This is a genomic window from Paraglaciecola sp. IT1134 (genome assembly GCF_058068185.1).
Genome location: NZ_CM176486.1, coordinates 804,087 through 830,933 on the forward strand (window position 1 = coordinate 804,087; position 26,847 = coordinate 830,933).

Annotated in this window: 21 protein-coding genes and 3 pseudogenes; 10 read left to right on the plus strand and 14 right to left on the minus strand. The window is 43.5% G+C overall.

Annotation, left to right across the window (positions count from 1 at the left end):
• Positions 1 to 862 precede the first annotated feature (862 nt).
• The 4 genes and pseudogenes from ltrA to AC3RV5_RS03605 all read left to right on the plus strand — a co-directional run bounded on the left by ltrA (position 863) and on the right by AC3RV5_RS03605 (position 5,638).
• Positions 863 to 2,152, plus strand: coding sequence for a group II intron reverse transcriptase/maturase (gene ltrA, locus AC3RV5_RS03590; protein ID WP_489730469.1), 1,290 nt, complete (start codon positions 863 to 865; stop codon positions 2,150 to 2,152).
• A gap of 206 nt (positions 2,153 to 2,358) precedes the next feature.
• The gene (locus tag AC3RV5_RS03595; RefSeq protein ID WP_489730609.1) at positions 2,359 to 3,276 is read left to right on the plus strand and encodes an IS5 family transposase; all 918 of its coding nucleotides are present in this window, start codon (positions 2,359 to 2,361) and stop codon (positions 3,274 to 3,276) included.
• 70 nt (positions 3,277 to 3,346) lie between these two features.
• Positions 3,347 to 4,465, plus strand: a complete 1,119-nt coding sequence (locus AC3RV5_RS03600) for a PIN domain-containing protein (protein ID WP_489730610.1) — start codon at positions 3,347 to 3,349, stop codon at positions 4,463 to 4,465.
• A 175-nt stretch (positions 4,466 to 4,640) separates the two neighbouring features.
• Positions 4,641 to 5,638 (plus strand): annotated as a pseudogene (locus AC3RV5_RS03605) (transposase).
• A gap of 340 nt (positions 5,639 to 5,978) precedes the next feature.
• Here the strand turns inward: AC3RV5_RS03605 and AC3RV5_RS03610 are convergent.
• The 3 genes from AC3RV5_RS03610 to AC3RV5_RS03620 all read right to left on the minus strand — a co-directional run bounded on the left by AC3RV5_RS03610 (position 5,979) and on the right by AC3RV5_RS03620 (position 8,642).
• Complete coding sequence (locus AC3RV5_RS03610) at positions 5,979 to 6,515, minus strand: hypothetical protein (protein WP_489730611.1); 537 nt, start codon at positions 6,513 to 6,515, stop codon at positions 5,979 to 5,981.
• Between the two features lie 122 nt (positions 6,516 to 6,637).
• Positions 6,638 to 6,901 carry a hypothetical protein gene (locus tag AC3RV5_RS03615; RefSeq protein ID WP_489730612.1) on the minus strand — a complete coding sequence of 88 codons (264 nt, stop codon included), beginning with the start codon at positions 6,899 to 6,901 and terminating at the stop codon, positions 6,638 to 6,640.
• A gap of 715 nt (positions 6,902 to 7,616) precedes the next feature.
• Positions 7,617 to 8,642 (minus strand): IS110 family RNA-guided transposase, encoded by a 1,026-nt coding sequence (locus AC3RV5_RS03620; protein ID WP_489730613.1) that lies wholly within the window; start codon positions 8,640 to 8,642, stop codon positions 7,617 to 7,619.
• Positions 8,643 to 8,837: 195 nt separating this feature from the next.
• On the opposite strand from AC3RV5_RS03620, the pseudogene AC3RV5_RS03625 reads away from it, so the two are divergent.
• The 4 genes and pseudogenes from AC3RV5_RS03625 to AC3RV5_RS03640 form a co-directional block, all read left to right on the plus strand.
• Positions 8,838 to 8,903: pseudogene (locus AC3RV5_RS03625) on the plus strand (Type I secretion system protein TolC); the annotation flags it as partial.
• Between the two features lie 10 nt (positions 8,904 to 8,913).
• Complete coding sequence (locus tag AC3RV5_RS03630; RefSeq protein WP_489730614.1) at positions 8,914 to 9,795, plus strand: hypothetical protein; 882 nt, start codon at positions 8,914 to 8,916, stop codon at positions 9,793 to 9,795.
• A gap of 109 nt (positions 9,796 to 9,904) precedes the next feature.
• Positions 9,905 to 10,901: pseudogene (locus AC3RV5_RS03635) on the plus strand (transposase).
• 393 nt (positions 10,902 to 11,294) lie between these two features.
• Entirely contained in the window at positions 11,295 to 12,188 is an 894-nt protein-coding gene (locus AC3RV5_RS03640; protein ID WP_489730615.1) for a hypothetical protein, read from the plus strand.
• A gap of 1,051 nt (positions 12,189 to 13,239) precedes the next feature.
• Here the strand turns inward: AC3RV5_RS03640 and AC3RV5_RS03645 are convergent.
• The 3 genes from AC3RV5_RS03645 to AC3RV5_RS03655 all read right to left on the minus strand — a co-directional run bounded on the left by AC3RV5_RS03645 (position 13,240) and on the right by AC3RV5_RS03655 (position 16,542).
• Positions 13,240 to 13,716: an RES family NAD+ phosphorylase gene (locus AC3RV5_RS03645; RefSeq protein WP_489730616.1), complete on the minus strand. Its 477-nt coding sequence runs from the start codon at positions 13,714 to 13,716 to the stop codon at positions 13,240 to 13,242.
• 34 nt (positions 13,717 to 13,750) lie between these two features.
• Positions 13,751 to 14,230 (minus strand): antitoxin Xre/MbcA/ParS toxin-binding domain-containing protein, encoded by a 480-nt coding sequence (locus AC3RV5_RS03650; RefSeq protein ID WP_489730617.1) that lies wholly within the window; start codon positions 14,228 to 14,230, stop codon positions 13,751 to 13,753.
• Between the two features lie 257 nt (positions 14,231 to 14,487).
• Positions 14,488 to 16,542, minus strand: a complete 2,055-nt coding sequence (locus tag AC3RV5_RS03655) for a sensor domain-containing protein (protein WP_489730618.1) — start codon at positions 16,540 to 16,542, stop codon at positions 14,488 to 14,490.
• Between the two features lie 907 nt (positions 16,543 to 17,449).
• Here AC3RV5_RS03655 and AC3RV5_RS03660 point away from each other — a divergent pair.
• A complete protein-coding gene (locus AC3RV5_RS03660) occupies positions 17,450 to 18,184 on the plus strand; it encodes a hypothetical protein (RefSeq protein WP_489730619.1) in 735 nt (244 codons plus the stop codon).
• 283 nt (positions 18,185 to 18,467) lie between these two features.
• Here AC3RV5_RS03660 and AC3RV5_RS03665 read toward each other — a convergent pair whose 3' ends face one another.
• Positions 18,468 to 19,142, minus strand: a complete 675-nt coding sequence (locus AC3RV5_RS03665) for a GntR family transcriptional regulator (protein WP_489730620.1) — start codon at positions 19,140 to 19,142, stop codon at positions 18,468 to 18,470.
• A 55-nt stretch (positions 19,143 to 19,197) separates the two neighbouring features.
• Positions 19,198 to 20,583 (minus strand): NAD(P)/FAD-dependent oxidoreductase, encoded by a 1,386-nt coding sequence (locus tag AC3RV5_RS03670; RefSeq protein ID WP_489730621.1) that lies wholly within the window; start codon positions 20,581 to 20,583, stop codon positions 19,198 to 19,200.
• A 664-nt stretch (positions 20,584 to 21,247) separates the two neighbouring features.
• Between AC3RV5_RS03670 and AC3RV5_RS03675 the strand changes: the two genes are divergently transcribed.
• On the plus strand, positions 21,248 to 22,027 hold the full coding sequence (locus tag AC3RV5_RS03675; RefSeq protein ID WP_489730622.1) for a 3-keto-disaccharide hydrolase: 780 nt from the start codon (positions 21,248 to 21,250) through the stop codon (positions 22,025 to 22,027).
• 256 nt (positions 22,028 to 22,283) lie between these two features.
• On the opposite strand, the gene AC3RV5_RS03680 is transcribed toward AC3RV5_RS03675, so the two are convergent.
• The 6 genes from AC3RV5_RS03680 to AC3RV5_RS03705 form a co-directional block, all read right to left on the minus strand.
• Positions 22,284 to 23,000 carry a hypothetical protein gene (locus AC3RV5_RS03680; protein WP_489730623.1) on the minus strand — a complete coding sequence of 239 codons (717 nt, stop codon included), beginning with the start codon at positions 22,998 to 23,000 and terminating at the stop codon, positions 22,284 to 22,286.
• The gene (locus AC3RV5_RS03685; protein ID WP_489730624.1) at positions 22,997 to 23,770 is read right to left on the minus strand and encodes a high-affinity iron transporter; all 774 of its coding nucleotides are present in this window, start codon (positions 23,768 to 23,770) and stop codon (positions 22,997 to 22,999) included. Before AC3RV5_RS03685 ends, AC3RV5_RS03680 begins: the two co-directional genes overlap by 4 nt.
• Positions 23,754 to 24,104: a cupredoxin domain-containing protein gene (locus AC3RV5_RS03690; protein WP_489730625.1), complete on the minus strand. Its 351-nt coding sequence runs from the start codon at positions 24,102 to 24,104 to the stop codon at positions 23,754 to 23,756. The genes AC3RV5_RS03685 and AC3RV5_RS03690 overlap by 17 nt, the downstream gene beginning before the upstream one ends.
• A 2-nt stretch (positions 24,105 to 24,106) precedes the next feature.
• Complete coding sequence (locus tag AC3RV5_RS03695) at positions 24,107 to 25,420, minus strand: ATP-binding protein (protein ID WP_489730626.1); 1,314 nt, start codon at positions 25,418 to 25,420, stop codon at positions 24,107 to 24,109.
• Positions 25,417 to 26,091, minus strand: a complete 675-nt coding sequence (locus AC3RV5_RS03700) for a response regulator (protein WP_489730627.1) — start codon at positions 26,089 to 26,091, stop codon at positions 25,417 to 25,419. The genes AC3RV5_RS03695 and AC3RV5_RS03700 overlap by 4 nt, the downstream gene beginning before the upstream one ends.
• A 151-nt stretch (positions 26,092 to 26,242) precedes the next feature.
• Positions 26,243 to 26,785 (minus strand): cytochrome b, encoded by a 543-nt coding sequence (locus tag AC3RV5_RS03705; RefSeq protein ID WP_489730628.1) that lies wholly within the window; start codon positions 26,783 to 26,785, stop codon positions 26,243 to 26,245.
• Positions 26,786 to 26,847 lie beyond the last annotated feature (62 nt).

The window sequence follows — 26,847 nt, forward strand, 5'->3', positions numbered from 1 at the left end:
AATAATTAAGTTCTACGGGCCAGTTTATAATCGACTAATTAAGCCAATCGTTCTTTTCCACTTTGTTACAAAACAAGAGGGTGGATACACTTCGTCAGAGCTACGGACATTTCAAGAAATTGGACGTTCGTCGGGTGCTAACTTTTGTTTGATGTGTGAAGACAAATACGGACCATTAAATAATGAACAACTTAGTTCTATTTTTAAGTATGCTGATGGGGTATAACAAAAACATAATGGTGGGAATTTTACTCGCTGAAAAAGTGCTCCTAAAATCCCCATATGTTAAGCGTTAGTGCGTCAAGGAAGCTTGATGCATCTTGCAGGGTGTAAGTCCCTGTCGGGTAAGGTTTAGCCAGCCACCCGTATCGAGTCTTGCGCATTGCGCGGAGTCTGAGCAAAGGAAGTGCTTTGCTGTGTGAGGACACAATCAGATGAACAACCAATGTGAAGCGTAGACAGAGAATTATATAGGCCATAGGGAATACGTGTTCCTGAAGTGCTGGTATCGCTGGGATAATAAATAAAGTCCTGACTGACGAGGCTTGTAACGCCGTCGAAGTCCACGCAAAGCAACCATTATTCAAGATATTTGAAGCGGCAAGGTTGTGGCGAGTCAGTCCAGTTATCAAGCCGTGGCATGTATAAAGAGATGCATCAGGAACTTGAGAGAGCCAAAGGTGTTCCATAAGGAAATGGTAGGGTAGCTAAGCCACAAGCGAGGCCAACGATGACCCTTCGGCAGTCAGATCAGCCCGTAGTAGTCTGAGCAGGGGAAAGCCTTGTACATGGCGAAGGAGCTGACAGTTATATCAGGTGTTTAGCAGACACATAGGCCGGACAAAGTAGGGCTGGAACCACTATGACAACCGAACTAAACGCCATCACATTTAAATCACAAACCCATCCCCGCCACAGATTTCAGAGCCTATATGGATTGCTAGGTGACGATTTACTGTATCAAAGCTGGGAGCAACTGAATAAACGAGCCGCGCCAGGTGTTGATGGCATTACAGTGCCAACATACCAGCAGTCGCTTGTGGAAAACCTCACACGTTTACGTGTTGCACTGACAACCAAGTGTTATCGTGCGAATGACATTAAACGTGTCTTCATCCCAAAAAGTAATGGCAAGCAACGCCCATTAGGACTTCCAACGGTTGATGACAAGCTTGTGCAGCAAAGCGTAAGCCAGATACTGCAAAGTATCTGGGAAGCGGATTTCTTGCCAAACAGCTATGGATACCGACCGCAGAAAAGTGCTCATCAAGCGGTACACAGCTTGGCGTTAAATCTCCAGTTTAAAGGCTACGGTTATATTGTAGAGGCGGATATTAAAGGCTTCTTCGATAACATTGACCATGACTGGCTGATGATGATGCTCAAGCAGCGCATTGACGATAAAGCACTATTGAGCCTGATTGGACAATGGTTAAAAGCACGGATAAAAGCCCCCGATGGGACATACATCAAACCCCAACGTGGCTCACCTCAGGGCGGTATCATTAGCCCAGTGTTGGCTAATATCTATCTGCATTATGCATTGGATCTATGGTTTGAGAAGAAAGTAAAACCTCGCATGCGAGGCAGAGCCATGCTGATCCGCTACGCGGATGATTTTGTGTGCGCGTTTCAATATGCCAATGATGCAGAGCGATTTTACCGAGTGCTACCAAAACGGCTAAAGAAGTTCAAACTTGATACCGCGGCGGAAAAGACCAGTCTATTAAGATTTAGTCGATTCCAACCAAGTAGTAAGCGGCAGTTTGTCTTCTTGGGCTTTGCATTTTACTGGGGAGTGGATGTAAATGGTAAACCAAGACTACGGCGACGAACTGCAAGCAAAAAGCAGCAAACCAGCCTTAGCGAATTTTACCAGTTCATCAAATCCAAACGCTCGCAAAAGCTAGCGATGTGGTTGCCTCAATTAAAACGTAAACTGACAGGGTTTAGAAATTACTTCGGTCTGCCTGACAATAGCCGCAGTGTGAGCAAGTTGTACAACTATGTATTGCATAGTCTGTACAAATGGCTGAACAGACGCAGTGGTCGTCGGAGTTACAACTGGAGTAATTTTAAGAAGATGCTAGAGTATTTCCAAATACAGAAGCTACGAGTTAGCAAAAGAGTGATCAATGTTGACTGGTACTAAGATGGGCGTGATTTACACGCGTGAACATATAACTGAAGAGCCGGATGCGGTAATTCCGCACGTCCGGATCTGTGTGGGGTCGGCTCAGTAATGGGCCGCTCTACCACGATTGTGCAAGTCGAGGTGGCGTTGTTTCCTAAATCGAATGAACCTTTTTAGCTTAGCGTGATCAGATCTGCCAATCTTATTCAGGGCACGCAGCACAAATGAGCAACTCCACGCGTAAAATAACCAATTGGTCACACTACAACAAAGCATTAGTTAACCGAGGTTCGTTGACGTTCTGGATTGATGAGCAAGCCATCAAATCTTGGTGTTGCACTGAACATCATGGTCGCCGTGGTCGTGGGTTTGTCTTTTCTGATGTCGCAATTGAAACGGCTCTGGTCGTTAAAGGTGTATTCAACTTATCCTTGCGCGCCCTTGAAGGTTTCACTAACTCCGTTTTCCAGTTGGCAAATGTACCGTTGACCAGTCCGAGTTACAGTTGTATTAGTAAGCGAGCTAAAACCGTTAATATCCATTATCGGGCACCGAGTCGAGGCCCAATATCACATGTCGTCATTGATTCAACAGGCCTCAAAGTCTACGGTGAAGGTGAGTGGAAAATGCGGAAACACGGTAAGGAAAAACGCCGCATCTGGCGTAAACTGCACCTTGCGGTGGATGCAAGTACACATGAAATAGTGGCTGGGGCTTTATCTGTGGTTGGCGTGGCGGACAACGAAGTATTGCCGACCTTGCTCAATCCGTTGAGAAGAGGCATAGCGCAAGTTTCAGCGGATGGCGCATATGACACGAAAGCTTGTCATTCACTGCTTCAGCACAAGGGGTGTAAAGCCACTATTCCACCAAGAAGCAACGCTGGGTTATGGGAAGATAATCATCCACGAAACGAGGCTGTAACAGCATTAAAAGAGGGAAAATTGGCCCAGTGGAAACAAGAAAATGACTATCATCTTAGATCATTGTCAGAGACAGCGATGTATCGATATAAGCAACTGATTAGTCCGAAGCTAAGCCTGCGAGACTACAATGCCCAAGTAGGCGAAGCGTTGGCTGGTTTAAAAGCGCTGAACAAAGTCATAAAACTGGGCATGCCTATTCGGGAGCAAGCTGCATAAATAGGTTAAACCCTTGGGGCAGTTGTTCCTCCACCAATGATTTGATCAACAACGCCAGTCGAGGTACCAAATGAGTTCAGATGAAAGTAAAGAATATGGAGCTATCCTTGTTGACACCTCTATTTTTGATGCGCATGGACTGAAATTAGAAAAAGGTTTACTTGGTAAATTAAACCAATTTAAAGACAGTGATATAGATTATCTTTTACCTGATGTAATAAAGGGAGAGATTCAAAGCCACTTAGAAAAGAAAGTAAAAAGTTCCCGAGCATCTCTGGAAAAAGCACTTAATGATGCAAGTGATCATTTATTTTTTGATGGTAGTGAACTCAATGATGCAAAATCTATTTTAATCGATAGTAATGAAATTGAGGGAATTGCTACTAGTCGTGTTGATAAGTTTATAGAAAATTCAGGTGCTCTAGTTCTTGAGTGTGGCGATTATGTAACAGTGTCCGAACTATTACAGCAATATTTTCAAAATGAACCTCCTTTTGCCGAAACTGGTAAAAAGAAAAACGAATTTCCTGATGCAATAGTGCTTTTAGCCACAGAAGCGTGGGCTCAAGATAACGATATTCAAGTTTTAGCTGTTGCCCGTGATGGAGATTGGAAAAATTATTGTGAAACATCAGATAACCTTGATTACACCGAGGATTTTGCAGACGCTCTTAGTAAGTTCAATAAGGAAACAGCACCTTTTGCTTTCTTATCTCTTTTAACTTCAAAACTTGAGAAAGAAGAAGATGATGTAGCTGATTTTGTTGAAAAAATTCGTAGCGGTGTAGAAAGTTACTTTAATGGCTTTACACCAGACCAAGAAGCAGACTCTTTTCATTACTGGGAGCCAGATGGTTGTCACGGTTGGTTAAATGACTTCGAGTTAACGGACTCTAATTTTAAAATAGTAGATCATGCGAAGGATTATATTGTCCTAGAAGTAAGTGCCAATATCACTGTCGAAGTTGAAGGCGAATTCTCTCTTTCTCAATATGACTCAATAGACCGAGATCATGTTTATATTGGTGGTGTTACAGCTACAGTTGAAGAACAATTTACATCTGAAATTTTGGTTACAGTTTGGGGGGATTTAACTGGTGACTTTACTGATCTCGATGTAGAAGTTGAGGTTGTAAACCCTATAACATCAGTCGACTTTGGTACATTAGAACCTGATTATAGTGAGTAAGATTAAAAAGCACATAACAAGAAAATAAACAAGGACTTAAAACAGTTGGCTTTTGCTCCTTCGTCGCTTATTTTAGCCAACGAAAAAATTACCAAGACACCCACGATAATATCGACTATTTTTTGAACTGAACTACACTTGCTAAGTGTCCCATTTATAGTCAGTTAGGTGACCCATGCCCCAGCCTCGAAAAAGCCAAGTCAGTTTAATTGATACGCCTTATTATCATTGTGTGTCTCGCTGCGTGCGCCGCTCATTCTTGTGTGGTATCGATAAATACTCAGGTCAAAGCTACGAGCATCGCCGGGGGTGGGTAGAGGACCGATTGTTATTTTTAGCGGCCCTATTCGCTATTGATAGCGCGGCTACCGTATCTGTGCCTATGCGGTCATGAGCAACCATACTCATGTGGTGGTGCATGTCGATAGGGCCATGGCCGACAATTGGGATACCGAAGAGGTGTTAAGCCGCTATCATAAATTGCACAAAGGCACGCTGTTAACCCAGAAATTTGTAAAGGGAGACACGTTAAGCCCAGGCGAGCTTATTACTTTTGATGAAACCGTTGAGCAGTACCGGCAACGCTTATACGATATCAGCTGGTTTATGCGCGACTTGAACGAGTATATTGCGCGAGAGGCCAACAAAGAAGATGGCTGCACGGGGCGCTTCTGGGAAGGACGGTTTAAATCTCAAGCCTTGTTAGATGAAAGTGCGGTATTGGCCTGTATGGCTTATGTAGATTTAAACCCCATCCGCGCCAAAATGGAAAAGACCCCTGAAACCTCACAATATACCAGCATTGAAAAACGCACCCAGGCAGTGAAAAGCCAACAACGCCAACCGAAATCCCTGATGCCTTTTGTGGGCAACCCCAGGCAACACATGCCTAAAGGCATTGCCTATCAGCTTAAAGACTATTGTGAATTGGTAGACTCTACTGGCAGAAGTATTCGGGATGACAAAGCCGGGCATATCGACAATACCTACAGCCCTATTCTTGAACGTTTAGGCTTAAACTCAGAGCAGTGGTTAACCTTAACTACAGAATTTGAAAAGCATTTTTGTTATGCCGCCGGGGCAGAGTTGATGATGACGGCCTTTAAGCGCCATACCCAGCATCAACGCATGCGCGGGATGGGCAAAGCCAAAGTGTTACTCAAACACGCCTGATACCCTTTACAAAACTAAAAACCACTCACCTCTATAGATACTCTGTGGGGATTGACGCTGCCCAAAATTTGACGAAAATACCATTTTTTTCTTGTTTCAATGGCCAATTGAGTTGTGGTTTGCGCTCGCTCCTTTCACCAAATGCTGCTTTCCGATAAATTAGTATGATCCGGACCGTGAAATAATTAACATGGATGTCACGGTAACTACGGTAACTGTGACGGAATACACTTTACCTTACAATCTATTTAACCCGAACTCGGGTTATTTACTCAACTCATGTTGGTCGAAGCAAGGAAAAAGGTCTTCACACCTTTTTCCCTTGTTAAAAAGCCAATCACTAATAGCCCGCAGCCCCTTTATACGCCTCAACCTCTAATGGTGCAGCGCGATACCCCATAACCGCCAGTTCCAGCATATAGCGGTTCATATAACCTTCAATCCCCATTTCCTCGTATTGCCTGACATGGATAAGCTCGTGAGGCAATAAGTATTCACGACCATGCCTTATATATATCCCGTGACCATAAGTAAAACCTCCTGCTTGCTTAGAATCAAAACCATAAGCCCTTGCTAGCCGCACCAAATTTTTATCCTTAGGATAGGGAAATTTATCCACGTATACGACCCTGACCTTATCAATATCCTTTACACCTAATTTGTTCGCCATTTCCTTTTCTTTAGCTGTTAATTCAATACCAGTCTCCAATACAGTTTTTTCATTTTCATATGCGAAATCAATGGATGGTTGAATATATGGCTCTACTTTGGCAAGCAGTTCAGGGGGAGGAGAATGAAGCAATTCAGATTTAGTTTTTTCTGTACAGCCGAATAATACTAGTGGAAAAAGTAGTAATGCTAATTTCGAATATTTCATTTTCTTCCTTAATAAATTTAGTAGATGCATCTTAAAGCAATTTAGCATCGTAATATCAATGCCCGTCACACCCATCGTGTAGTTAAGTTTTTGAGAGATGAACCTCAATATTTGGGAGTCAGTTACTGACTATTTGGATCGCTTACAGATTGACTGGTACTTTTGTCGAATATATACCGACAGACGGAATAAATAGCAGAAAAGAAACAGGCTGCGGCAATTAACCCGCATGGAATACACAACACCCAAAGGCCGGTTCTGTATCCGCCGATTGCCATAATAGTTAATATAATGCCTACGGACAATTCAATAGCAAACGCTTCAATATTAAGTTGGTAGTTTAGAGTGATTGTTTTAGTGGCGCCATTATTTGCTTTAATACTCATGTTTTCTTCCCTGTTAAAATGAAACATAACCAGGCTGTAGCTTAAGGCCTGTTTTACCGCCCCTTCCTTAACCTTTATCTTGATTTTTAATGGATGTTACTTTGCCTTGGATGATTGGTATTTGCAAAATTTTTTACTCGTATGAGCGTTGTTTGGGAAATTCTGAATCTTGGAGAATGAATGGAAAAACGGCGGAGCCGCTAATGTGAAGCCATATAGTTATATCTGCAATCAAGATTAAGGGTTAAAGTTTAACCTGACCCCAGTTTACATGACCCCAGTTTTCTAGAATTACCAAGACATATATGGACACTCCCGCTATGTCAACACAGCCGTGATCTTTTCATGCTGCGCAGCAGCATGAAGTCTTGTTTCTTTTCTTGTTCCAGCTCGTCTAATCGTGTGAAGTTAAGTCTAAAAGTGGCTTAGTTCTGACATATATTCAGGCTCTTAATAGGAATAGGTTTATTATTCCAGGCCTCTGATGAACTCCGTACCTTATCGCCTTTTTATTCACCCATACGGATTGTTATATCCGTGCCTTAGTCTGGCTTTGATGAGGTAGGGTAGACCGTTTTCTTCATCATGTGTCGACTAAGCTGGTTGGGTAAAAAAGTGTTATCCCGTGTCTAACCTTCCACAACATCCATACAGGCTTGGAGCCTTTATCTTCGCCGGATTTGAACCAGACCGGGATAACGTAAACTGTCTCATCTCATGCGCTCGCCTGCGCAGGCATAGCGCGATAAGATTCCTGGCGAGTGAGTAATATCCAGATCAACCGAGCGAGGCGGTGGGCGACTGCTACCGCCACTTTATTAAATGGTTTGGTTGCCCTAAGCTTGGTCGCCCATAACGCTAAAGGATCAGCGCTTTTAGCGGCTCGACTTACCACGGCTCTGGCACCGTGTATCAGTTGTTTGCGTAAGTAACGATCTCCCCGTTTGGTGATGCCGCCCATTTTACTGATATCTCCTGAGGCGTGTTGTTTGGGCGTGAGCCCTAACCATACAGCAAATTCTTTGGGGTTATTAAAGGCCTGGCCTTTGTCGATAGCCGCTAAAAAAGCCGAAGCATTCAGATAGCCAATACCGGGGATGCTGAGTAATATTTTACCGCTTTGGGACTCATCTACAAAGTGGCGTAACTGTTGTTCAATACGCTGGAGACGGTTACGTATATCTTGATATTCATTGCGCATCTCGTCCATCATGTTTTGCAATCTGGCGCTGTATTGTGGGTGATCAATCACCCTGGCCAGGCCGGTTAACAGAGACTTGTGGCCACAAGGTGACACCACGCCAAATTCACTGAGTAAGCCACGTATTTGATTGCTCAATGCGGTTTTATTCTTGATTAAACGCTCTCGAATGCGATGTAAACACAACACTTCTTGTTGATATTCTGATTTAACCGGCACAAACCGAATATGTGCCCGTTGACTGGCTTCCGCTATGGCAAAGGCATCATTGTGGTCATTCTTATTTCCACGTACAAAAGGCGTGACATGCTGCGCTGGGATAAGCTTCACATCATGACCGAGTTTGCTTAACTCTCTGCCCCAATAATGTGATGAATAACAGGCTTCCATTACCACCACAGTCGGCGATTGCTGGCGCATAAAATCAAGTAATTCATTGCGTTTAAGCTTCTTATTAAACTGCGGTTTTATGTACTCATTCACGCCACATACTTGGAATACATTCTTTGCCAAATCGATACTAATTGTTTTAAACTTCATGGTGGACACTCCTTATGTAAATAGTTTGGTTAACACTACTATTTTGGCGCATTGACGCCGTATTAGGGAGTGTCCATCTCATCACCCACGATAATATCGACTATTTTTTGAACTGAACTGAACTGAACTGAACTGAACTGAACTGAACTGAACTACACTTGCTAAGTGTCCCATTTATAGTCAGGTAGGTGACCCATGCCCCAGCCTCGAAAAAGCCAAGTCAGTTTAATTGATACGCCTTATTACCATTGTGTGTCTAGAGCATAAAGCTATGGATAAATTCACAGTCTTGTCAGCAATAGCTGCCATTCTTCTTGCCATAGTAGGAATTTTTGCGGCATTGTATATCGCTCGCCGCCAAGGTGCATTTCGCAAAGAAAATCTTTTGGTTACAGTCGCAATTCCACAAGTTTTGCCTTTAAATACTGCAGAGCCTCGCTTCGGGCGCTTCTTAGGTCCACCCGGTTCGAAAAGGTTAGGGTCTGTTTACCCAATTATGATGAAAGCACCACCTTGCGTAGCAATAAATATTCCAGACAATTCACCTAAAGTTATTTTCGTCCTTCCAGTCGCAGTGTGCAATTTAGGGAAAAAGTCATCTAACAATGTTGAATTACATTTGGTCACTTCTAATAATTTAGCAGCAGAAAATATTACAGAGATTGGCGAGATAAGAGATATTTCTACTAACAGACGGGCAAACGATAACCTTGGCGAGTTGCAAATATCTCATAAACTAGGAATGATTAAACGGGGAGACCACAGCCTAATCGGAGAAGTTTTTGGCTTAGATTTAGAAAAACATGATCTTACCGAAAATACCGTTAGAATCATTCTAAACATCGCAGCACATAGTGAAGAATCATTCGACAGTGCCGAGGTAATACTTTTTCTCACCAAGTCGGAATCAAAAGAAGATCTAATAATGCAACTAGCATATCAAGCAAAGATGGAAGAAAAGAGAAACTCGAGCTTTTTACGCAGAATTTTGTCATTCGGCCGTGCGTTTGGAGGAAGGCCATGCTTGTGGATATATCCTGGGTATCAAGAGATGTCAGATGGTGTGATCGTACATCAATTCGAGAATACAAAAGACCAAACAGAGGCTGGTCTTCTTGCACCATTACCCTTCGGCAAATTCGTAAGGCTCTAACAAGTTGCAGAATTACCAAGACACCCACGATAATATCGACTATTTTTTGAACTGAACTGAACTGAACTACACTTGCTAAGTGTCCCATTTATAGTCAGGTAGGTGACCCATGCCCCAGCCTCGAAAAAGCCAAGTCAGTTTAATTGATACGCCTTATTACCATTGTGTGTCTCGCTGCGTAAGGCGTACGTTCTTATGTGGTGTGGATAAATACTCAGGTCAAAGCTACGAGCATCGTCGGGGGTGGGTAGAGGACCGATTGTTTTTTTTAGCGACCCTCTTTGCTATTGATAGCGCGGCTACCGTATTTGTGCCTATGCGGTCATGAGCAACCATACCCATGTGGTGGTGCATGTCGATAAAGCCATAGCCGGCAGTTGGGATACCGATGGGTATTAACTCGTTATCACAAATTACACAAGGGCACACTGTTAACCCATAAATTTGTAAAGGGAGACACGTTAAGCCCAGGCGAGCTTATTACTTTTGATGAAACCGTTGAGCAGTACCGGCAACGCTTATACGACATCAGCTGGTTTATGCGCGACTTGAACGAGTATATTGCGCGAGAGGCCAACAAAGAAGATGGCTGCACGGGGCGCTTCTGGGAAGGGCGGTTTAAGTCGCAAGCCTTGTTAGATGAAAGTGCGGTATTGGCCTGTATGGCTTATGTAGATTTAAACCCCATCCGCGCCAAAATGGAAAAGACCCCTGAAACCTCACAATATACCAGCATTAAAAAACGCACCCAGGCAGTGAAAAGCCAACAACGCCAACCTAGCACGTTAATGCCTTTTGTGGGCAACCCCAGGCAACACATGCCTAAAGGCATTGCCTATCAGCTTAAAGACTATTGTGAATTGGTAGACTCTACTGGCAGAAGTATTCGGGATGACAAAGCCGGGCATATCGACAATACCTACAGCCCTATTCTTGAACGTTTAGGCTTAAACTCAGAGCAGTGGTTAACCTTAACTACAGAATTTGAAAAGCACTTTTGTTATGCCGCCGGGGCTGAGCTAATGATGAATGCATTCAAGCGCCATACTCACCATCGGCGGCTGCGCGGAATGGGTAAGGCCAAAGTGTTACTCAAACACGCGTAATTTACTTCGTTCACTGAAATAAAACAAGACAACTCACCACCACTGCCTTGCGGGATAGTACGCTGTACGCAATCTGGCTCCAATCTGTCATTTAAGGGTTTTTAGTGCTTCACCGGCCACCTTAAGTCATGATATACGCGAAGCCCCTTCGTTAGTCCAGCGCGATTGAAGTAGTGTTCTTGTGCGCATCAAATATTTTACCTTAAATGCCTATGTAATTCTCAGCCAAAAATACTTGCGAACCAATTTCGAAGGCAGGATGTAAATCAAACCAATATTTGCTTCGATTAAAACTACCTTCTAAAATCAAACCTGAGCTACAACATTGTCATTGTGAGGAACTTAGAAGCTCGTTCGTTGCCTATATTTCTCGCTGTTAAGGAAGAAACATTAATGAAAATTCGAGTATTTTTAGTGCTAGTGATAGCCATAGTCGTAGTTTCAGGTTGTGCGGGAATACCAATCCTGAGTCCTAACAACCGTGTTTTATTACACCTTAATCCCAATAAGTTGGCTCTTGAGCCAATCGCAGACGTAACCTCGTCAGGACTTTACAATTCAGGTGCCGGAAAAAGTCTACCTGGAGTGCCAAATGGCGATAGAGTGATAGTACGTGGTTTCTTGGGTGGCGAACCTTTACCTATAGATGTAGCACTGACAGGTAGACTTCCTGGTAATTTTGGGCTCCCTGATCGGTCTCAGGATGAAGATGATGTACCCAGGGATCAGTTGCTTTGTCACACAGGAAGAGAGCCTCAGGCTTATTCAGCATGGTTGCCCGCCGAGGACTCACGGACGGCGGCAAATGGAAAGCTGCATAATTTTCTTCTCGGGGTGGGTGCTGCCTATGGACAGCGAGTGCGTTTTCGCTTTTCCAACGTGCGTTATGACTCAATCCATCCGTTTTTTAAAAATTTGTCCGACGGATTATTTCTCGAATGGAAAGGGGGGCGTTGGTATGCCTATGCCCACTCTGAGACGCTAACTGATGACGTTAGTGAACTATTGGAACTGGGCCCCCTTCACATGTCCCGGTTTGATGAAATCTTTCGCACAAATATCGTCAGTGTGCAATTCGACACCAAAGCCGGTACGTGCTCCGTGATCGTGGATGGTAAAACAACAACTCTGGAGACTAGCCACTGCGACCCTGGTGGCAATACTGCCTATACGCTTGCGATTGAGTCATCAACTAGTGAGCGAAATAATTCACTTTCAGGCGGGGCAGCATACCCAACTGCGTTTTGTTTGAGCACGCTACAAATTCACTCAACAATTCTCGAGTAGGATAAATGAATTATCAAAACACCATTGTAAATGGGTTGTCAGGGCTGGCAAAATAATTTCGAGAAAAGCTTGGGTTTTCTAACGCCCACTGGTTAACGTTAAAGACTGAATTTAAAAAGCACGTTTTTATACCGCCGGTACAGAGCTGATGATGAATGCATTCAAGCGCCATGCCCATCAACAACGCCTGCGAGGAATGGGTAAGGCCAAAGTGTTACTCAAACACGCGTAACTTACTTCGCTCACTAAAATCAAACCAGACAACCCACAACACAAAGCCCTGCGGGGGAAGTCGGTGCGTTCAATTTGGCTCAACCCGCTGATTTTATCCCTTTAACAAACTCATTCGCCAACTTGAGGCGAGACTGACGCCTGAATTTCCTTCGTTAACGTCATTTCAATATAAAGGTGTCTTTCTGCGATTTTAAAATTTAGCATGTCTTCGTAATTTATCTCAGCCAATTTTGACCGAAAAGTTTACCTTTAAGCCGATTAAAAAACATACTCGAAAGATCAACAACCCCTAATACTTAAATTAATGAGACACCCAGTGCGCCGAGATAAATCGGTAGAAGATCCCAGCGGAGGCCGCCCCGGATGCAAGTCCTCTACTTGGTAAGGTAAGCACCGCCAAGACCCCGAGTCATGAGCTTTACACCGTAAGGTGTCGAGTTAAGCGTTGACAGGGGAAACCATAGGCTGAGTATTGAGCTGCGAAATCCACACTTAAGCGTGCTGACCTTGTTGGGTGAGGGGGAAGGCAACACGACCAATAAATGAATGCCATAAACGGCATTGCTCGTGATTGGTTGACGGTTCGCACAAATTGTCACCGGCAATGTAAAACTAACCCACCTGAGGCAATATGGACGCTAAATATTCAATTAAATTAAAATGGATGTCTGCTGCGTAATTCTTCTTTGGTGAACCGTTACACCGGCCATGGCTATTTCGTATAACGAGTAATATGCGTGACTCAACCAGGACAAATTATTGACACTTATTCCGTTGGATATACTGAACGCATATCCGCGGTTATGGTAGGAAACAGCTATTTGAACATGGAAAGGGAATATACAGGGGTGAAACTATCAATTAGCTTTATCCTGGCCATTCCAACGTGCTCTAAATTGACAATGACATTGGCGTAGACCGAGGTACGGATTGTATTGATTGAGTGTGTGGCAATTTCGCGGTTAATAGTGGCAGAAGGCACCTTGATACCATCACAATTAGTGTCCGTGAGATACCGGTCGCCTAAGTCTTTGGCTTCCTGTTCATGGGGATCTAAAAACCAATTTGCTGGTAACGCTAGGGGTTCTATTGTGTGTAACCGAAGTTCGGGAAATTCAAATACTGCCATCCGGTAAAATTGATTAACCATTTTGGGTGACGTTATATAATTGGCGATCTCAAGCATCGCGTTTTGCGCGTTGCTTGAGGTGTACATGACCGGAATGTTTGGGTTATTCCATCTTGCACCATTTCTGAAACTAGTGGTTTTTGCATAATCAGCCCACGTACTCACGTAGTCCTTGTGAATAGTTTTAAACAAGATCATGTTATGCGAAATCGCCATATTTCATCGTTTCGAGGCATTCACGTACTTTTGCTCGGCCAAAAGCACTGGCGATTAACTCTGAGGGCTTTGTACCTTCTAAAGCTGGCACTGGGCTACTTATCCAGTCCTTTACCGACTCGTCATTCCAAGCAAAGAATTCTCGCAGCTCTTGCCAAAGGTTGGTCAGGTCGTTTAATTCCTCAGTCTGTTTAGCACTCAAATGTTTCTTTCTGATCAGCTTGGAAAAATTTGTGGGGTCTGATCCAACCGTTCTAACAACAATTGTTTTAGGGATGTGTTTTGATAAGGTCTTTAATGCAGAGCCATCTACGCCACGTTCAAGCATGTCTAAAAAGGCCATTGTGCTCATACGTGCCCTTGTGGCTCGCGTTTTTTCTTCAACAACACGCGCGATAAACAATTCAGAAAGTTCTTTATTAGTAGCAGCGGAAGAAGCTACGTGTTTTTGAAGGGCCTGCATATCAATTCCTTAGTATATTTACTAAACATAGCTAGTCTAACACACTAATTAAGTGGCAGGCGAACCAAGTTTATTGGAGGCGGGCCAATACATGATGAGCTTGCGTTTAAGGGCAAAATTGAAGATGGCTTAAGCGACTTTACGAATGAACGTTGTAGCTAAATTAACAGACACTCAGTGTAAATATTGTCAAATGGCTCTAAATATCTGATTTAAGTAGAATGATTGTCTGCGTTATTCAATCTATGTGGATTTGATTAAAAGGTATTTGTGTACTGAAAATCAATCAATTCTTTAGCCGGTATAGGTTTACTAAAATAATACCCTTGCACTAGGTCGCACCCTAACTTATCTAATAGAGTAAGTTGTTCGTGCGTTTCAACACCTTCAGCAACAACAAATAATTCCAAACTATGTGCCATTGCTATTGTTGCTTTTACCAGGTCACAATCTTTCTTGTTTAATGTTATACCTCTGATAAAGCTTCGGTCTATTTTTAATATATCAAACGCATATTTCCGCAAATAACTTAATGAAGAATATCCTGTTCCAAAGTCATCCATTGATAATTTAACCCCCAGCTTATGGAGTTTATCTACCGCATCATCAACATCAGAGTTATCGATCATTAATGTACCTTCAGTAATTTCGAGCTCTAAATTACCAGGTTGAATGTTCGTCTCACTAAGCGATTTTACAATAAAGCTGATTAACTCTTTATCCCTGAATTGACGGGGAGATAGGTTAACCGCCATTGTATAATCTTGTTGATGAGTGTTTTTCCATTCATTTAAAAAGCTGAGCGCTTGCTTGATAACATACTTTCCGATAGCGACAATTAAACCAGTATGCTCAGAAATTGGAATGAATTCATCTGGCGTCACATTACCGAGGATGGGGTTGTGCCAGCGAAGCAAAGCTTCTGCGCCAATAATGCTTCCATTTTTTACATTAAATTTGGGTTGATAATAGACCTCAAATTCATTGCGTTCTAGGGCATTATTTAGCTGCCCTTCTATTTCAAAACGACGTAACATAATGTCATTCATTTCTTTGGTAAAAAATGAATATGTATTACGCCCTAATGCTTTTGATCGGTACATTGCAGTATCGGCATTACGCAACAAATCAGTGGCAGAAGTACCATTCTCAGGATAAATGGCGATGCCAATACTCAATGTCAGAATTAGCTCTTTACCATCAATGTGGAAAGGTTCTTTAAAAATTTTAAGCAAATTTTCAGAAATATCAATTGTATTTTTATCTGCTAACGCTCGTAATAATACAATAAATTCATCGCCACCTAAGCGACCTACAGTATCTGATTTTCGCACTGCTAGTTTTAATCTTTTGGCGACTTCAACTAGTATTTTATCTCCTGTTTCATGACCTAATGAATCATTCACCTTTTTGAAATCGTCTAAATCTAAAAAAAGCACAGCGGTTTTCTCGGTACTTCTTTTTGCTTCCTTAAGCATTTGAGATAAGCGATCGAGGGATAAAAAACGATTGGGCAATAAAGTTAAACTGTCATAATAAGCATGTTGACGTATTATCTCAGCAGATTTATGCTGTTGAGTAATATCTCGAACAATGACTACCACTTGCTTATCCGCACGCAAGTGGCTAAGTCTTGCTTCAAAGTAAGTCATGCCATTAGGCATAGTTAACTCATATTCAAAACTTGACACGCCCCCTTGATCTATTACTTTACTAAAGTGAATTTTAAACTTTCTAGCGACATTGTCAGGAAATAGGCCGACTATAGTTTTGCCAATTAAATGATTTTGTGAAACGTATAAATCTTTGTTGTCGCCACCATGATAATCAATGATAGTTCCATCTTCTTCCATTAAAAAAAATAAGTCAGGGGTTGCTTCAAATACTGCTTCAAGCATGTTTTCTTTAAATACTGCTTTAGCTTGTGCCTGTCTAACCTCAGCCAAATTAATATCAATACAATACATTTCGTGTCTATTATATTCATTAGTGAACAACACATGACTTGAAAAAACATTTACATCTTCACCACTTTTATTGCACAAAGTAAGTTCTGATGCAGGGATTTCTATACCTTTATTTATCCATTTTTTATGCGCAGTAATAAGAAAGTTACGCATATGCTCAGGAAAAATTAGTTCTTCTAGTTTTTTACCCAAAGCCTCTTCTGCAGTGTAGCCATAAAGTAATTCGCTACCCAAGTTCCAATAAATAACTTTACGCTCTTCATCGTATCCTTGAACAGAAAGAACCTCTACCGCGTCAAATAATTGATGAACAGCATCTTTTGTGGCTTCTTGACGGACTAACATGTCGCTAATTTGATTACCTCTTAGTTAGACGAAATAAAACATTGCTACTTAATATAAAATTTATGCGAGTGAAAAATGTTTAATACGTGAATAGGGAGGATAAACGCAATCTATGATCTAAGCAATGAGCAGCAGGCTGCACTTGGACTGCAATCATGATACACAATCGGCAAAAATATTAACAAGACTTATATAGGCGCTCCCGGTCTGTCAACGTAGTACTGGCTCCTTCGTGCTGAGTTCAGCATGAATTACGTTTTGTTATTCCATTGCCGGTTGTCCGTTGTGTTGAGGGCAGTCTAAAAGTGGCTCAGTTTTGACAATGGTGCTGACTTTGCCCCTGAGTTCTGAAAAGATCTGCATAACAACAAAACCACTCGGACGCTTGAAAGCGTCACTGATCTGGGCGTTGAGGCGGTAGAAAAACCCTAAAATAAGTTCAAAGAACGGAAAGTTACCAAAACCCCTTATAAATATTGTTAATTTACTCTAAGTATCTGATTTAATTGATATATATTTCTGAATGATTCTGCCATTGGAAATGGTGTATACCTTTCGATATCCGATTAAACAGACAATGGAGTCTGGAGTCGTTGTCAAAGGTGTTGCTCTTGATACCGAGCTTAATGAAAACAAAGACGTGTGTATTAAAGTTGATCGAAAACGCGTTGAAAGCTTGATTGTTTAAGACTTGATTTCGATACTGGAGGTGTGTGTTGACAATCCACATTTCCAAACTGTTTCATCAACTAGGTTGCAGCACATCACAGGGCCATGCGCCGTTGCAGTTCGTGCTGGACCTCCGCTATTTATCACTTTTTTGCGGAGCAAAAAAAGCAATACTAGCTACGGCCGGTGCTGGCGGAGTTAGCTTTGTAAAATTACTATTTCTAGAAATGGAGGCATTATGAAATACGTTCAGTTGAACCCGACACCAATCATACTGTTTTTTTTATTTACACTTGCAATGCAATCAGACCCTGCGCTGGCTCAGACCAAGATGACAGCGGAAGAAGAGGCCATATACAAGAATATGATGAAGAGTATTGGCATGGATCCGGATACGATGATGGCAGCCATAGAGCAAAGTGAAAACGCTACACGATGGACTGACGCCAAGGACATTCACTACCACATCGTCGGTATTTATCAGGGTGAGCCCATTATTACTAGCGATCCGGGGAAAGGGTCAGGATTTGCGGATGTGACGGATCGGGTAGAGATCGAACTGGACTGGGAACTTTCTGAGTCGAAGCTGGTTGGAATGCCCCAAGTTCAAAACTCAAAATCCACAGTTCAGAATCCGCATGACTCAGAACCTTCCTGTCTGCCGCCAATACTTAAGGGCGATTACGAACACTATGAATTGCTGGGGATCAAGGACGGTCTAGGCGGCGCGCTTGAACTGCAAGTGCAAACCACCTATCCAGAGGTTGAGGTGGTGCAGTTTTGTACCGGCAGCCGTAAGCCCATACCCCCAGGCAGCAAGGCACGCCCCGAAGCGTTAGTCGTGCCCTCGCCGGTGATGTTAGGGATGACGCTGGCCGATTCAGACAATCTGAGCATCTCGGTGGACAAAAAATCAATGATCCAGAAGAAAGCCGGTTGGACCTGGACCTTTACGCCAAGCATCAAAGAATAATCGGGATCCATGAAGGTGGAATCGATAGGGTCAGAGACGCTGATTTTCTGAATAGTGCGCGAAGTGCATGTTTGGCGATGAAGCGCGTAAAACTTGGTGGGCTAAGTCCATGCTCACCGTTGATCAAATCCTCGCTAAAAACGAAGGTAAATAATATTGCCTTGACGGAAGTGAAGCGTCCATATATATCTGGCCAAATAGTATCTTAGCGCTAAATACCCACTCTAAGCCGTTAAGATCAAATAGCTGAGGGTGGCAGGTAATTCCGGCGCCCTTTTTTATATTATTTTTGTTCTGAATTGCCACGCATAAATGACAAAAGCTCTTGCTGGGTAGTAGTAATATGTTCGCTCAAGATACGAGTCGCTAGCTCGACATCCCTAGCTTCACATGCCTCTAGTATTTGAACATGTTCGCTGTGTGGCCTCTGTATACCTGTGGCCATACTGGTATGTAGTTGTAGAAAAGGTCCGATTCGATTTCTCACGTCTTCAATATAACGCAGCAAATACGGGTTCTCACAGGCTTGATAGAGCGTGTCGTGAAACTGAATATTTAACCGACTCCAGCTATTGGCATCTGTTTGTTGCGAATACTCTTGTAAAATGTTGTGCGCCTGCTGAAATTCGCTAGGAGCCAGCTTAGGAATAGATAGCGCCAAGGCACGACATTCGAGGGCTAACCTGGCGTCTAATAGACAGATAATATCTTGAGTACTCAAGGCTATGACCATGGCTCCGTACCTAGGTCTAAAGGCCACTAATCCCAAGGTTTCAAGTTGCCGTAGGGCTTCCCGCACAGGAATTTTACTCACACCAAACTGTTGTGCGAGCAGACCTTGCTTGAGCTGTGTGTCGCCGGCTAACTGTCCATTTACAATCTGTTTTTTTAGCGCTTCAAATATTTCGTTACTGGAGACACCCTTCCGTAAATACTCTTGTGCGGGTTTTTCTGGCATACACTATCTCTATCGATAAATTGCGTTGGGGATAACAGATCACTATGGTCTTTTATTATAATAGGCCCACGTCTGCGCAGGCCATTTCTTTTATCCATTTTGGATCTTGGTAGCGATTTAGGCTGAATGCTTGAGCATATTCCGGTAATTCACCGCCGCATATCCAATCGGCACACAGTGAGCCTGCTGCACAGGCACTCATGCTGCCAAACCCAGACAGCGCACCCACCACATAGGCTCCACTGTTATCCATTGGGCCTATTAATGGCCAGTTTTCTTTAGTCATAGTGTAATACCCCCCATAATGTACTCGATTAGCGGGCATAGCATCAATGTACGGTGATAGGGCTGGATTGAGTCTACTTGCTCCTCTGAGCACTATTTCAGGGAAATGTGAGCTGAACTGTGGATCTTCAATTAATTGCTTTTGATTATCCGCCACACTTATTGAACGGTTGTAAGCCCAGCCTAATTTAATCCAACGTCCAGATCCTTCAGGTCGACAATGTATGCCTCCAACTATGGGTTGGGCCAACCAGCTCAACTTTGTATCCTGATTTAGATAATCTTGTTCTTCGAGATCCCAACCCAACGTGGTTTGATCGATATCCACTGAAAACGGCTGATTTCTGGGTACAGCAGCTAGATGGTCTTCAAAGGCTAATTTTTGATGGAAGATATTTTCTACCGGCAACGAGACCCCCAACATACTGGCTATCTCACCCACATAGGGACCTGCGGCGTTGACCACTATCTGCGCCCTTTGTGCCATTGTTCCTTGTGGGGTTTCAATTTCCAAACTGTATTGGTCATTTTTAGAAATACTTCGCACCGTACCAAGTAATCTTTTGCAGCCTAATGATTTAATTTGCTGCAACATAAATTGGCCCATTTGTTGGCTACTGATATCTCCGGCTTTACGAATATGCAATACGTTTTCAATTTCTGCACTAAAGTGCCCAAACGTATTATTGATCAGCGTTTTGTTACACAGAAGATCAACTCCATCTATGTTGCTGCGCCAATCATCACTGTGGGGCTGTTGATAGCCAGTTGATTGTGCATAAGGGTCGGTATGTACCCGCACCATATTAGACTGCTGGCTATAGTTTGTTTGTAGTGTGTTTAACAGGTTATCAATGTTAGTGTTACGGGTTGCCAATACATAGCCCCGCTGTTTCATCTGCAATATGTTGTTGGATTCAGCGGCAATCTCGTGCATTAATTTTATGCTGTGATTAGCAAATTGTGTCATTACCTTAGTTGGCCACCAATTGCGATAATTGTCGCCAGATTGAGCACTGGTGTAGCTCATTGGGTCTCGGCTATCTATTAATAGGACTGATTTTTTTTGGTGTTTTTTACACAGATAGTATGCCGTGGCTATGCCAATAATACCTGTTCCGATCACTACAATTTCAACATCATCTAACTTGTTCATAGCTTAATTGGATCGCGATCCACCTTAATGATTAACAGTTTTACTAATGTAGCAGCAAATAAAAAATAGTATACTATTTATTATTATAATATCCTATTTGCTGTGGGCGCTAAGAAGCACCGTATAGGGTGCTGCCACCGAATCATCTCAGCTGTCCTTAGTAAACGACAAAATTTAATGCAGGTAATGGTGGGTATTATGTTGTGTCTTGGGGATCCAGTTCAGTTTTTCAGCGTTTATGGGAAACATGTATTTTGACTCATTCTTGGCATTCTGAGCACTTCACTGATTCACTATGTTTACCACCTCTTGATTGAGCTGGGTATCATTTTCATAGACTGCTTCCTTTCCCTAAAACTTATTTTTGCTTAGTTTGATATTTAACATGCCTAGTTAAATTGTTTGGTTCTTAACGGCAAATATCAACGTGTCGATGGCCACAACGGAGTTACGACTGGATTCTTTCAAGTTAAAGAGCATTTGGGGTTTGGCGCAATAGAGCATCAAAAATGGAAGTGTAGACAAATAGTTGAGTCGTCATAGAAAACAAAAGCAGCTACTTTATCCCTAAGGTAGTGATAATTTGTATTGCTTAGGGTCTATTATTTTATTAAGCCTATTTTTTAAACCGGTCTCTTTTGCCCGAAAACCAGTAAGGATACCCATGACGTTTAAAACACTTCTGTTAACTTGCACCATTGCCTTAGGGCTTTTTGGCTGCACCAATAATACGCAGTCTAACCAATGGATTACTTTATTTAACGGTGAAGATTTAGATGATTGGGTTGTCAAAATTAATCATCACGAGGCTGGCGATAACTATGGTAACACCTTCAGAGTGGAAGATGGTTTGCTCAAAGTACGCTACGATCAGTACGCTTTTATCGACGAGTTTGGTCACCTATTTTACAAAACACCTTTTAAAAACTTCCATCTGCGAGTCGATTATCGTTTTAGTGGCGAATTTGCAGAAGGCGGACCTGAATACGCAAGATTAAATAGTGGTGTGATGTTTCATAGTCAATCTGCCGAATCAATTAACAAAGAGCAGAGTTGGCCTGTGTCGGTGGAAATGCAATTTTTGGCTGACCTAGGTGACGGTCAACGTAAGACAGGCAGTATGTGCTCTCCGGGTACCAACATTGTTTTTAAAGGTGAAGTGTATCCTGGCCATTGTTTATCCTCGAATTACGCTGCGTTAGCAAAAGATAAGTGGGTTACCGCTGAGTTGGTTGTAAAAGGTGATTCTGTCACTCATATAATTAATGGCGAAATAGTATTGCAATACAGCCACCCAACGATCGACGGCAACGATAAAATAGTTGAAAGCCAAAGCCTGGCATACAAAGAGGACGGAATATTATTGGAGTCCGGTTATATTGCCTTGCAAAGTGAAGGGCAACCCATTGAATTCAAAAATGTGCAGATTAAGCAACTCAACTAAACTTTGCCGCCTAATGACGCACAGACTTGTTAGCCAGGTCTGGGCTTGAAGGGATGATCTTCGTTCATTATGAGCTTCGCTTAATTATTGCTTTTGACCACACAAGTATACCCTTGGTGCACGAACTACATGTTTTGACGGCGGAGCCGCTGCTTGCCCCTCCCTCTGTGAAACGCCCAAATTAACGCTTTAAAAATCCAGACCTTTTACAGCCAAGCTGTGGGTCGTGCGCTCAGTACAATACCCTGAGCTTACGCTAAAACTCATACTCCAATGCCATACGCAAAGTATGATCTTTGCTGTCGCCGTTTAACCCGGCAATAAAACCCACTTCCCATTTAAGCTGTTTTTGGCGATCGTAACGATGAACACCCATAAAAGAGGGACCGATACCAACAAACTCCTGGCCGGTGTAAAGTTCTATCGCGGGCTGCACTTCGGGAATAAAACGATAGCGATATTGCAGTCTGAATTCGGTGTGAAACGAACTATGAATAACGTTGCCCCACTCGTATTCCACCAGATAGTTTACGGTGAGGCTGGACCGGCCAAATTCCTTTTCCACCAAAACCCCGGTAGTCACTTCCCAGATATCGGCATCATGTTGTTTATCGAGTTCAAATAAGGCACCCCAGTCCGCCCAGTATTGGCCTTGTTCAGTGATCATCCAGCGGGCTTCGAGCTCGTAGGCAATTAAACCAAAATCGTCTGATTGATCTCTGTCCCCGACCAAGTGCGCCTCTAAAGTCACGCGATCAGAAATTGAATGGCCGTATCCCAGGCGCTGCACCAGTGAATTGCCGCTATCGTTTTGACGTGACATAAACCGCCATTCAAATTCCTGCTCCAAAGGTAAAACATAGGGGTGATAAACTTTGTCGACCACACCATTACTGTATCCACCAACGGCCCAAACTGTAGCGGGGGATAAAGTCGCTGCGATGAGGGCGAGCGTTATATAACGCGCTGTCATGATAAAAACTCCGGTTTGAGTTGCTGGGGCGAGCCAGGTTGACGGGTATACAATATAAGGGTGATGAGCACGACCAGAACAACGGCATACACACCTAAATAGATGATGGAAGGCGCGGCTTCATAACCCATCAGGGCCTTTAAAAAGTGGCCATATTCACTTTCGTCACTGATCAGTCGGTTGTTCCACACGGCGCCCGGATCCGCCACCCAGTCAATTTGCTGCAATAGCAGCACGCAGTTACTGACCTGGCCTGTGGCGAAGATGGCAAACACCAGCAGGGGCAGCAGCCTTTGTTTTAGCGTACCAAGCAATAAGTTTAACAAAATGGCCACACTGGCGCAGATACCGCTCCCTAAAAACGTGCCTAATAACATGGGCGTAATGGCATCTTTTTGTGACCAAAATCCGACCAGGAATACTGAAAAATCTGCGCTATGGGGGATCACCGTAAAGGCAACCAACCAGGCGACAATCCATTGCGGCACTGGCCGTTGAAACACATTACGGGTGCCAAGAATGATCGCAGATAAACTAAAGGCGATGATCAGGGTCAGGCATTTTAATAATTCGTAACCCGCACCTTCAAAATATTCACTTACCGTATTGCGATGCAGCACAATTATGGCCGTAACCATCAGGCCTAAAACACAGCCTATTGCTATGGCGCGGCCGCTGCGATGCCAAAACGACAACAGAATAGCGATCAATACAAATACAGGTAAGGCGTCGCGCAGGAATAAAATAACCGTATTAATCAACATCATCATATTCCCGTTGTGAAACCACCAATACCCTACCCACAGCGCTGCCTGGGTGATACTCGCCGAAAAAACGATATTCTCCAGGTGACAAGGGACCGATAAAAATGGTGCCTCGGGCGTTGCCGAAAATCACCTTTTCCCGGTTGAGATCAAAACTATCCAGTTCTTCCGGGGTAGGATCATGATTGATAAAGGTGATTTTGACTTTTTGGTTGGCCGGGATGGTAATTTCGGACGGATAAAACAGGTGCTCTCGAATATTGACCGTAATCTCCGGTAGTGCCAGGCAAACACGACAGAGCAGCAACATAGGTAAACCAAGATAAACACTGGCCTTCATCCTCAGCGGCCCATCGTTTTGATAATTGGCAGTTCCACCGATACACTCAAGCCGCCCATAGGGGATTTGCCCAGGGTGATGCTGCCGCCGTGTAGATCCACAATTTGATTAACTATTGCTAACCCCAAGCCACTCCCCTGACTTTTTTGTTTGATATGTTTGCTCGAACGATAAAAGCGTTGTAATACCTTTTGATACTCATCGTGGTTAAGCCCAACCCCGGAATCATCAACCATCAGGCTGACTTTTTGCGTATCGGCGGTGATCGAGACCTGAATTTTACCCATCTCTGGTGCGTACTTATTGGCGTTGGCGAGCAGGTTTTGCAATAAAGTCTGCAAGGCAAATTCATTGCTTGAGATAACAACTGACTGACCAACTAACTCGATACTTTGCTGTTTTTTATCTATGGCTGCGTACGTTTCAGAGATGGCTTGCTGGGCGATAAGATAGACGTCAACGTCATGGCTGTGGGCTTCAAAATACTCTGGATTAGTGCGGCTGAGCAGCAGAATCTGATTGATAACATGGATCATGCGATCCGTATCTTGTTGCAGTTTGTCGATGCTGAGACTTTTTCCGGTGATTTCTTTGGCCAGATTATGCAAGTTGATTTTTAACACGCTTAAGGGAGTGCGCAGTTCATGGGCGGCATTTGAGGCGAATTGCTGCTCCCGCTCAAACGCAGATTGTAATCGGGTTAACAATGAATTGAGTGTGCTCAGCACAGGTACCAGTTCAGCTGGTTTATCGGCCAAACTAAAGGGTTGGAAATTTCTAGGCGATCGGTTATTGAGTTCAGATGAAAGGGTACGTAAGGGTTTTAAGCCGCGACTGACCACAAAATAGATGATGATCGCCAACACCGGGATACTGAAAATAAGCGGCATCATAGCCGCCAGGATCATGTTCTCAGCCAGCTCAGAGCGACTTTTTAAAGGCTGGGCCACCATAGTCCAACGTTGTTGCTGCGGCACTTGTGCTGAATAAATTCGCCACCTTTTACCGGCAAAGTTTTGCTCTGTAAATCCGTTATTAAATTCGCCAATAGGGGAGTCCGGGCTGTTGGCCGAGCGCAACAACAGTTGATCTTGTTGCCATATTTGCACCGCTACCTGTTCGGCACTGTCAAAAATTTGTGGGGTAGTTTGCAGTTTGATATTGGCGAAGCTGTTGGCCAGAGAAGTAAGTTCGGCGTCAAACAGCTTGGATGACATCTGCATACTCGAGCGATAACCCTGTAAGGCAGCGCTAAAGCTCACTAAGGTTAACGAAGCGATGAGCAGTAATGTCAGGTGTCGCCGAATGGAACTCATTCAGCCACAGTGGTCCTGGTATTAATGCTGTAGCCCACGCCGCGTATGGTTTTTATGAAATCTTTTGGCAATTTTTTGCGCAAATTATGAATATGCACTTCGATGGCATTGCTCACCAGCTCGTCACCCCATTCATATAGTTTGGTTTCCAGCTGGGCTTTGGATTGAATACGTCCGGCGTTTTCCATTAATGCCTTGATGAGCATAAATTCACGACGGGATAACTCTTTACTTTGTTCATCCACCGTTATTTGGTGGCTGGCTAAATCGAGTTTAACCGCGCCGATACTGATAATTGAACTGTGCGCAGTACCCAGCCTGCGCTCCATCACACGTAAGCGGGCGAGTAATTCCTGCATATCGAAGGGTTTGGCCAGGTAGTCGTCGGCACCGGTATCCAGGCCGCTAATTTTATCCGTCATGCTGTCTCTGGCGGTCAGGATCAGGGTGGGAATAAGTTGTTTTCGTTTGCGGGCCTTGGCCAATACTTCCAGACCATCCATATCCGGCAGGCCTAAATCCAGAATAAGTAACGTAAACTCGTTAGTGGCAATAGCCTGTAATGCCTCTGCACCGGTTTCAACACAATTGACCGCATACCCTTCGCTGCGCAAGGATTGACTCAGGGCATCACACAAAGACGTATCATCTTCAACTAGTAGAATTCGCATAGTTTATATCGTTAGATTGCAAAGCGTGACTGTAATGACTACAGCTTAAGATAATATTAACCCCAAGGGAAAACTCTTTCGCTGCGGCCACGAGAACAGGTTGAGGTCTTTAGCAGCAACGCCTTGTCAATTGGCGACTTAAAGTCGAGGGTTATAACTCGCTTTTGCTGCTAAAGCGTAACATGCGTTTGAGGGTATTATCACCCACATAATAGTGATGGACCAGGGCAGCCAAGGTATGCAGCCCGATCAGGGCGTAACCTGTTTTTCCAAGCAGCTCGTGGATTTCTTCAATTTGTTTTGCCAGTTGCTCATCTTCACCGATCAGTGCCGGCAGGGTGAGACCCAATATATCTACATTGTGCCCTTCTGCACTGATAGTGGCCCAACCAAGTAAAGGCTGGCCTATCATCAATATATACAGCCCGATAAACATGATGTTGGATGCGTAACGCTGATATTTTCCATAGGACTCCCGATCGACTTTAGGGGTGACGATACGCGCCACGATGCGCAGGCCAACCAAGACCAGAATCGACAGGCCAAATAAAAAATGGCTGTATTTCATGAGGTCACGAGCCGTTGTGCCTTTTTCAAACAGAACGCGAAACTCAATGGAGCTATAAGCACCAATAAAGAGTATAAACATTAACCAATGTAACCAGACGGATATGGGGGCATAGTGATTTTTCATAAACAAGGATCCTATTGGGGCGATTTCGTTAAGTCGTTTCAGACCGCTACCTATATCAGCCC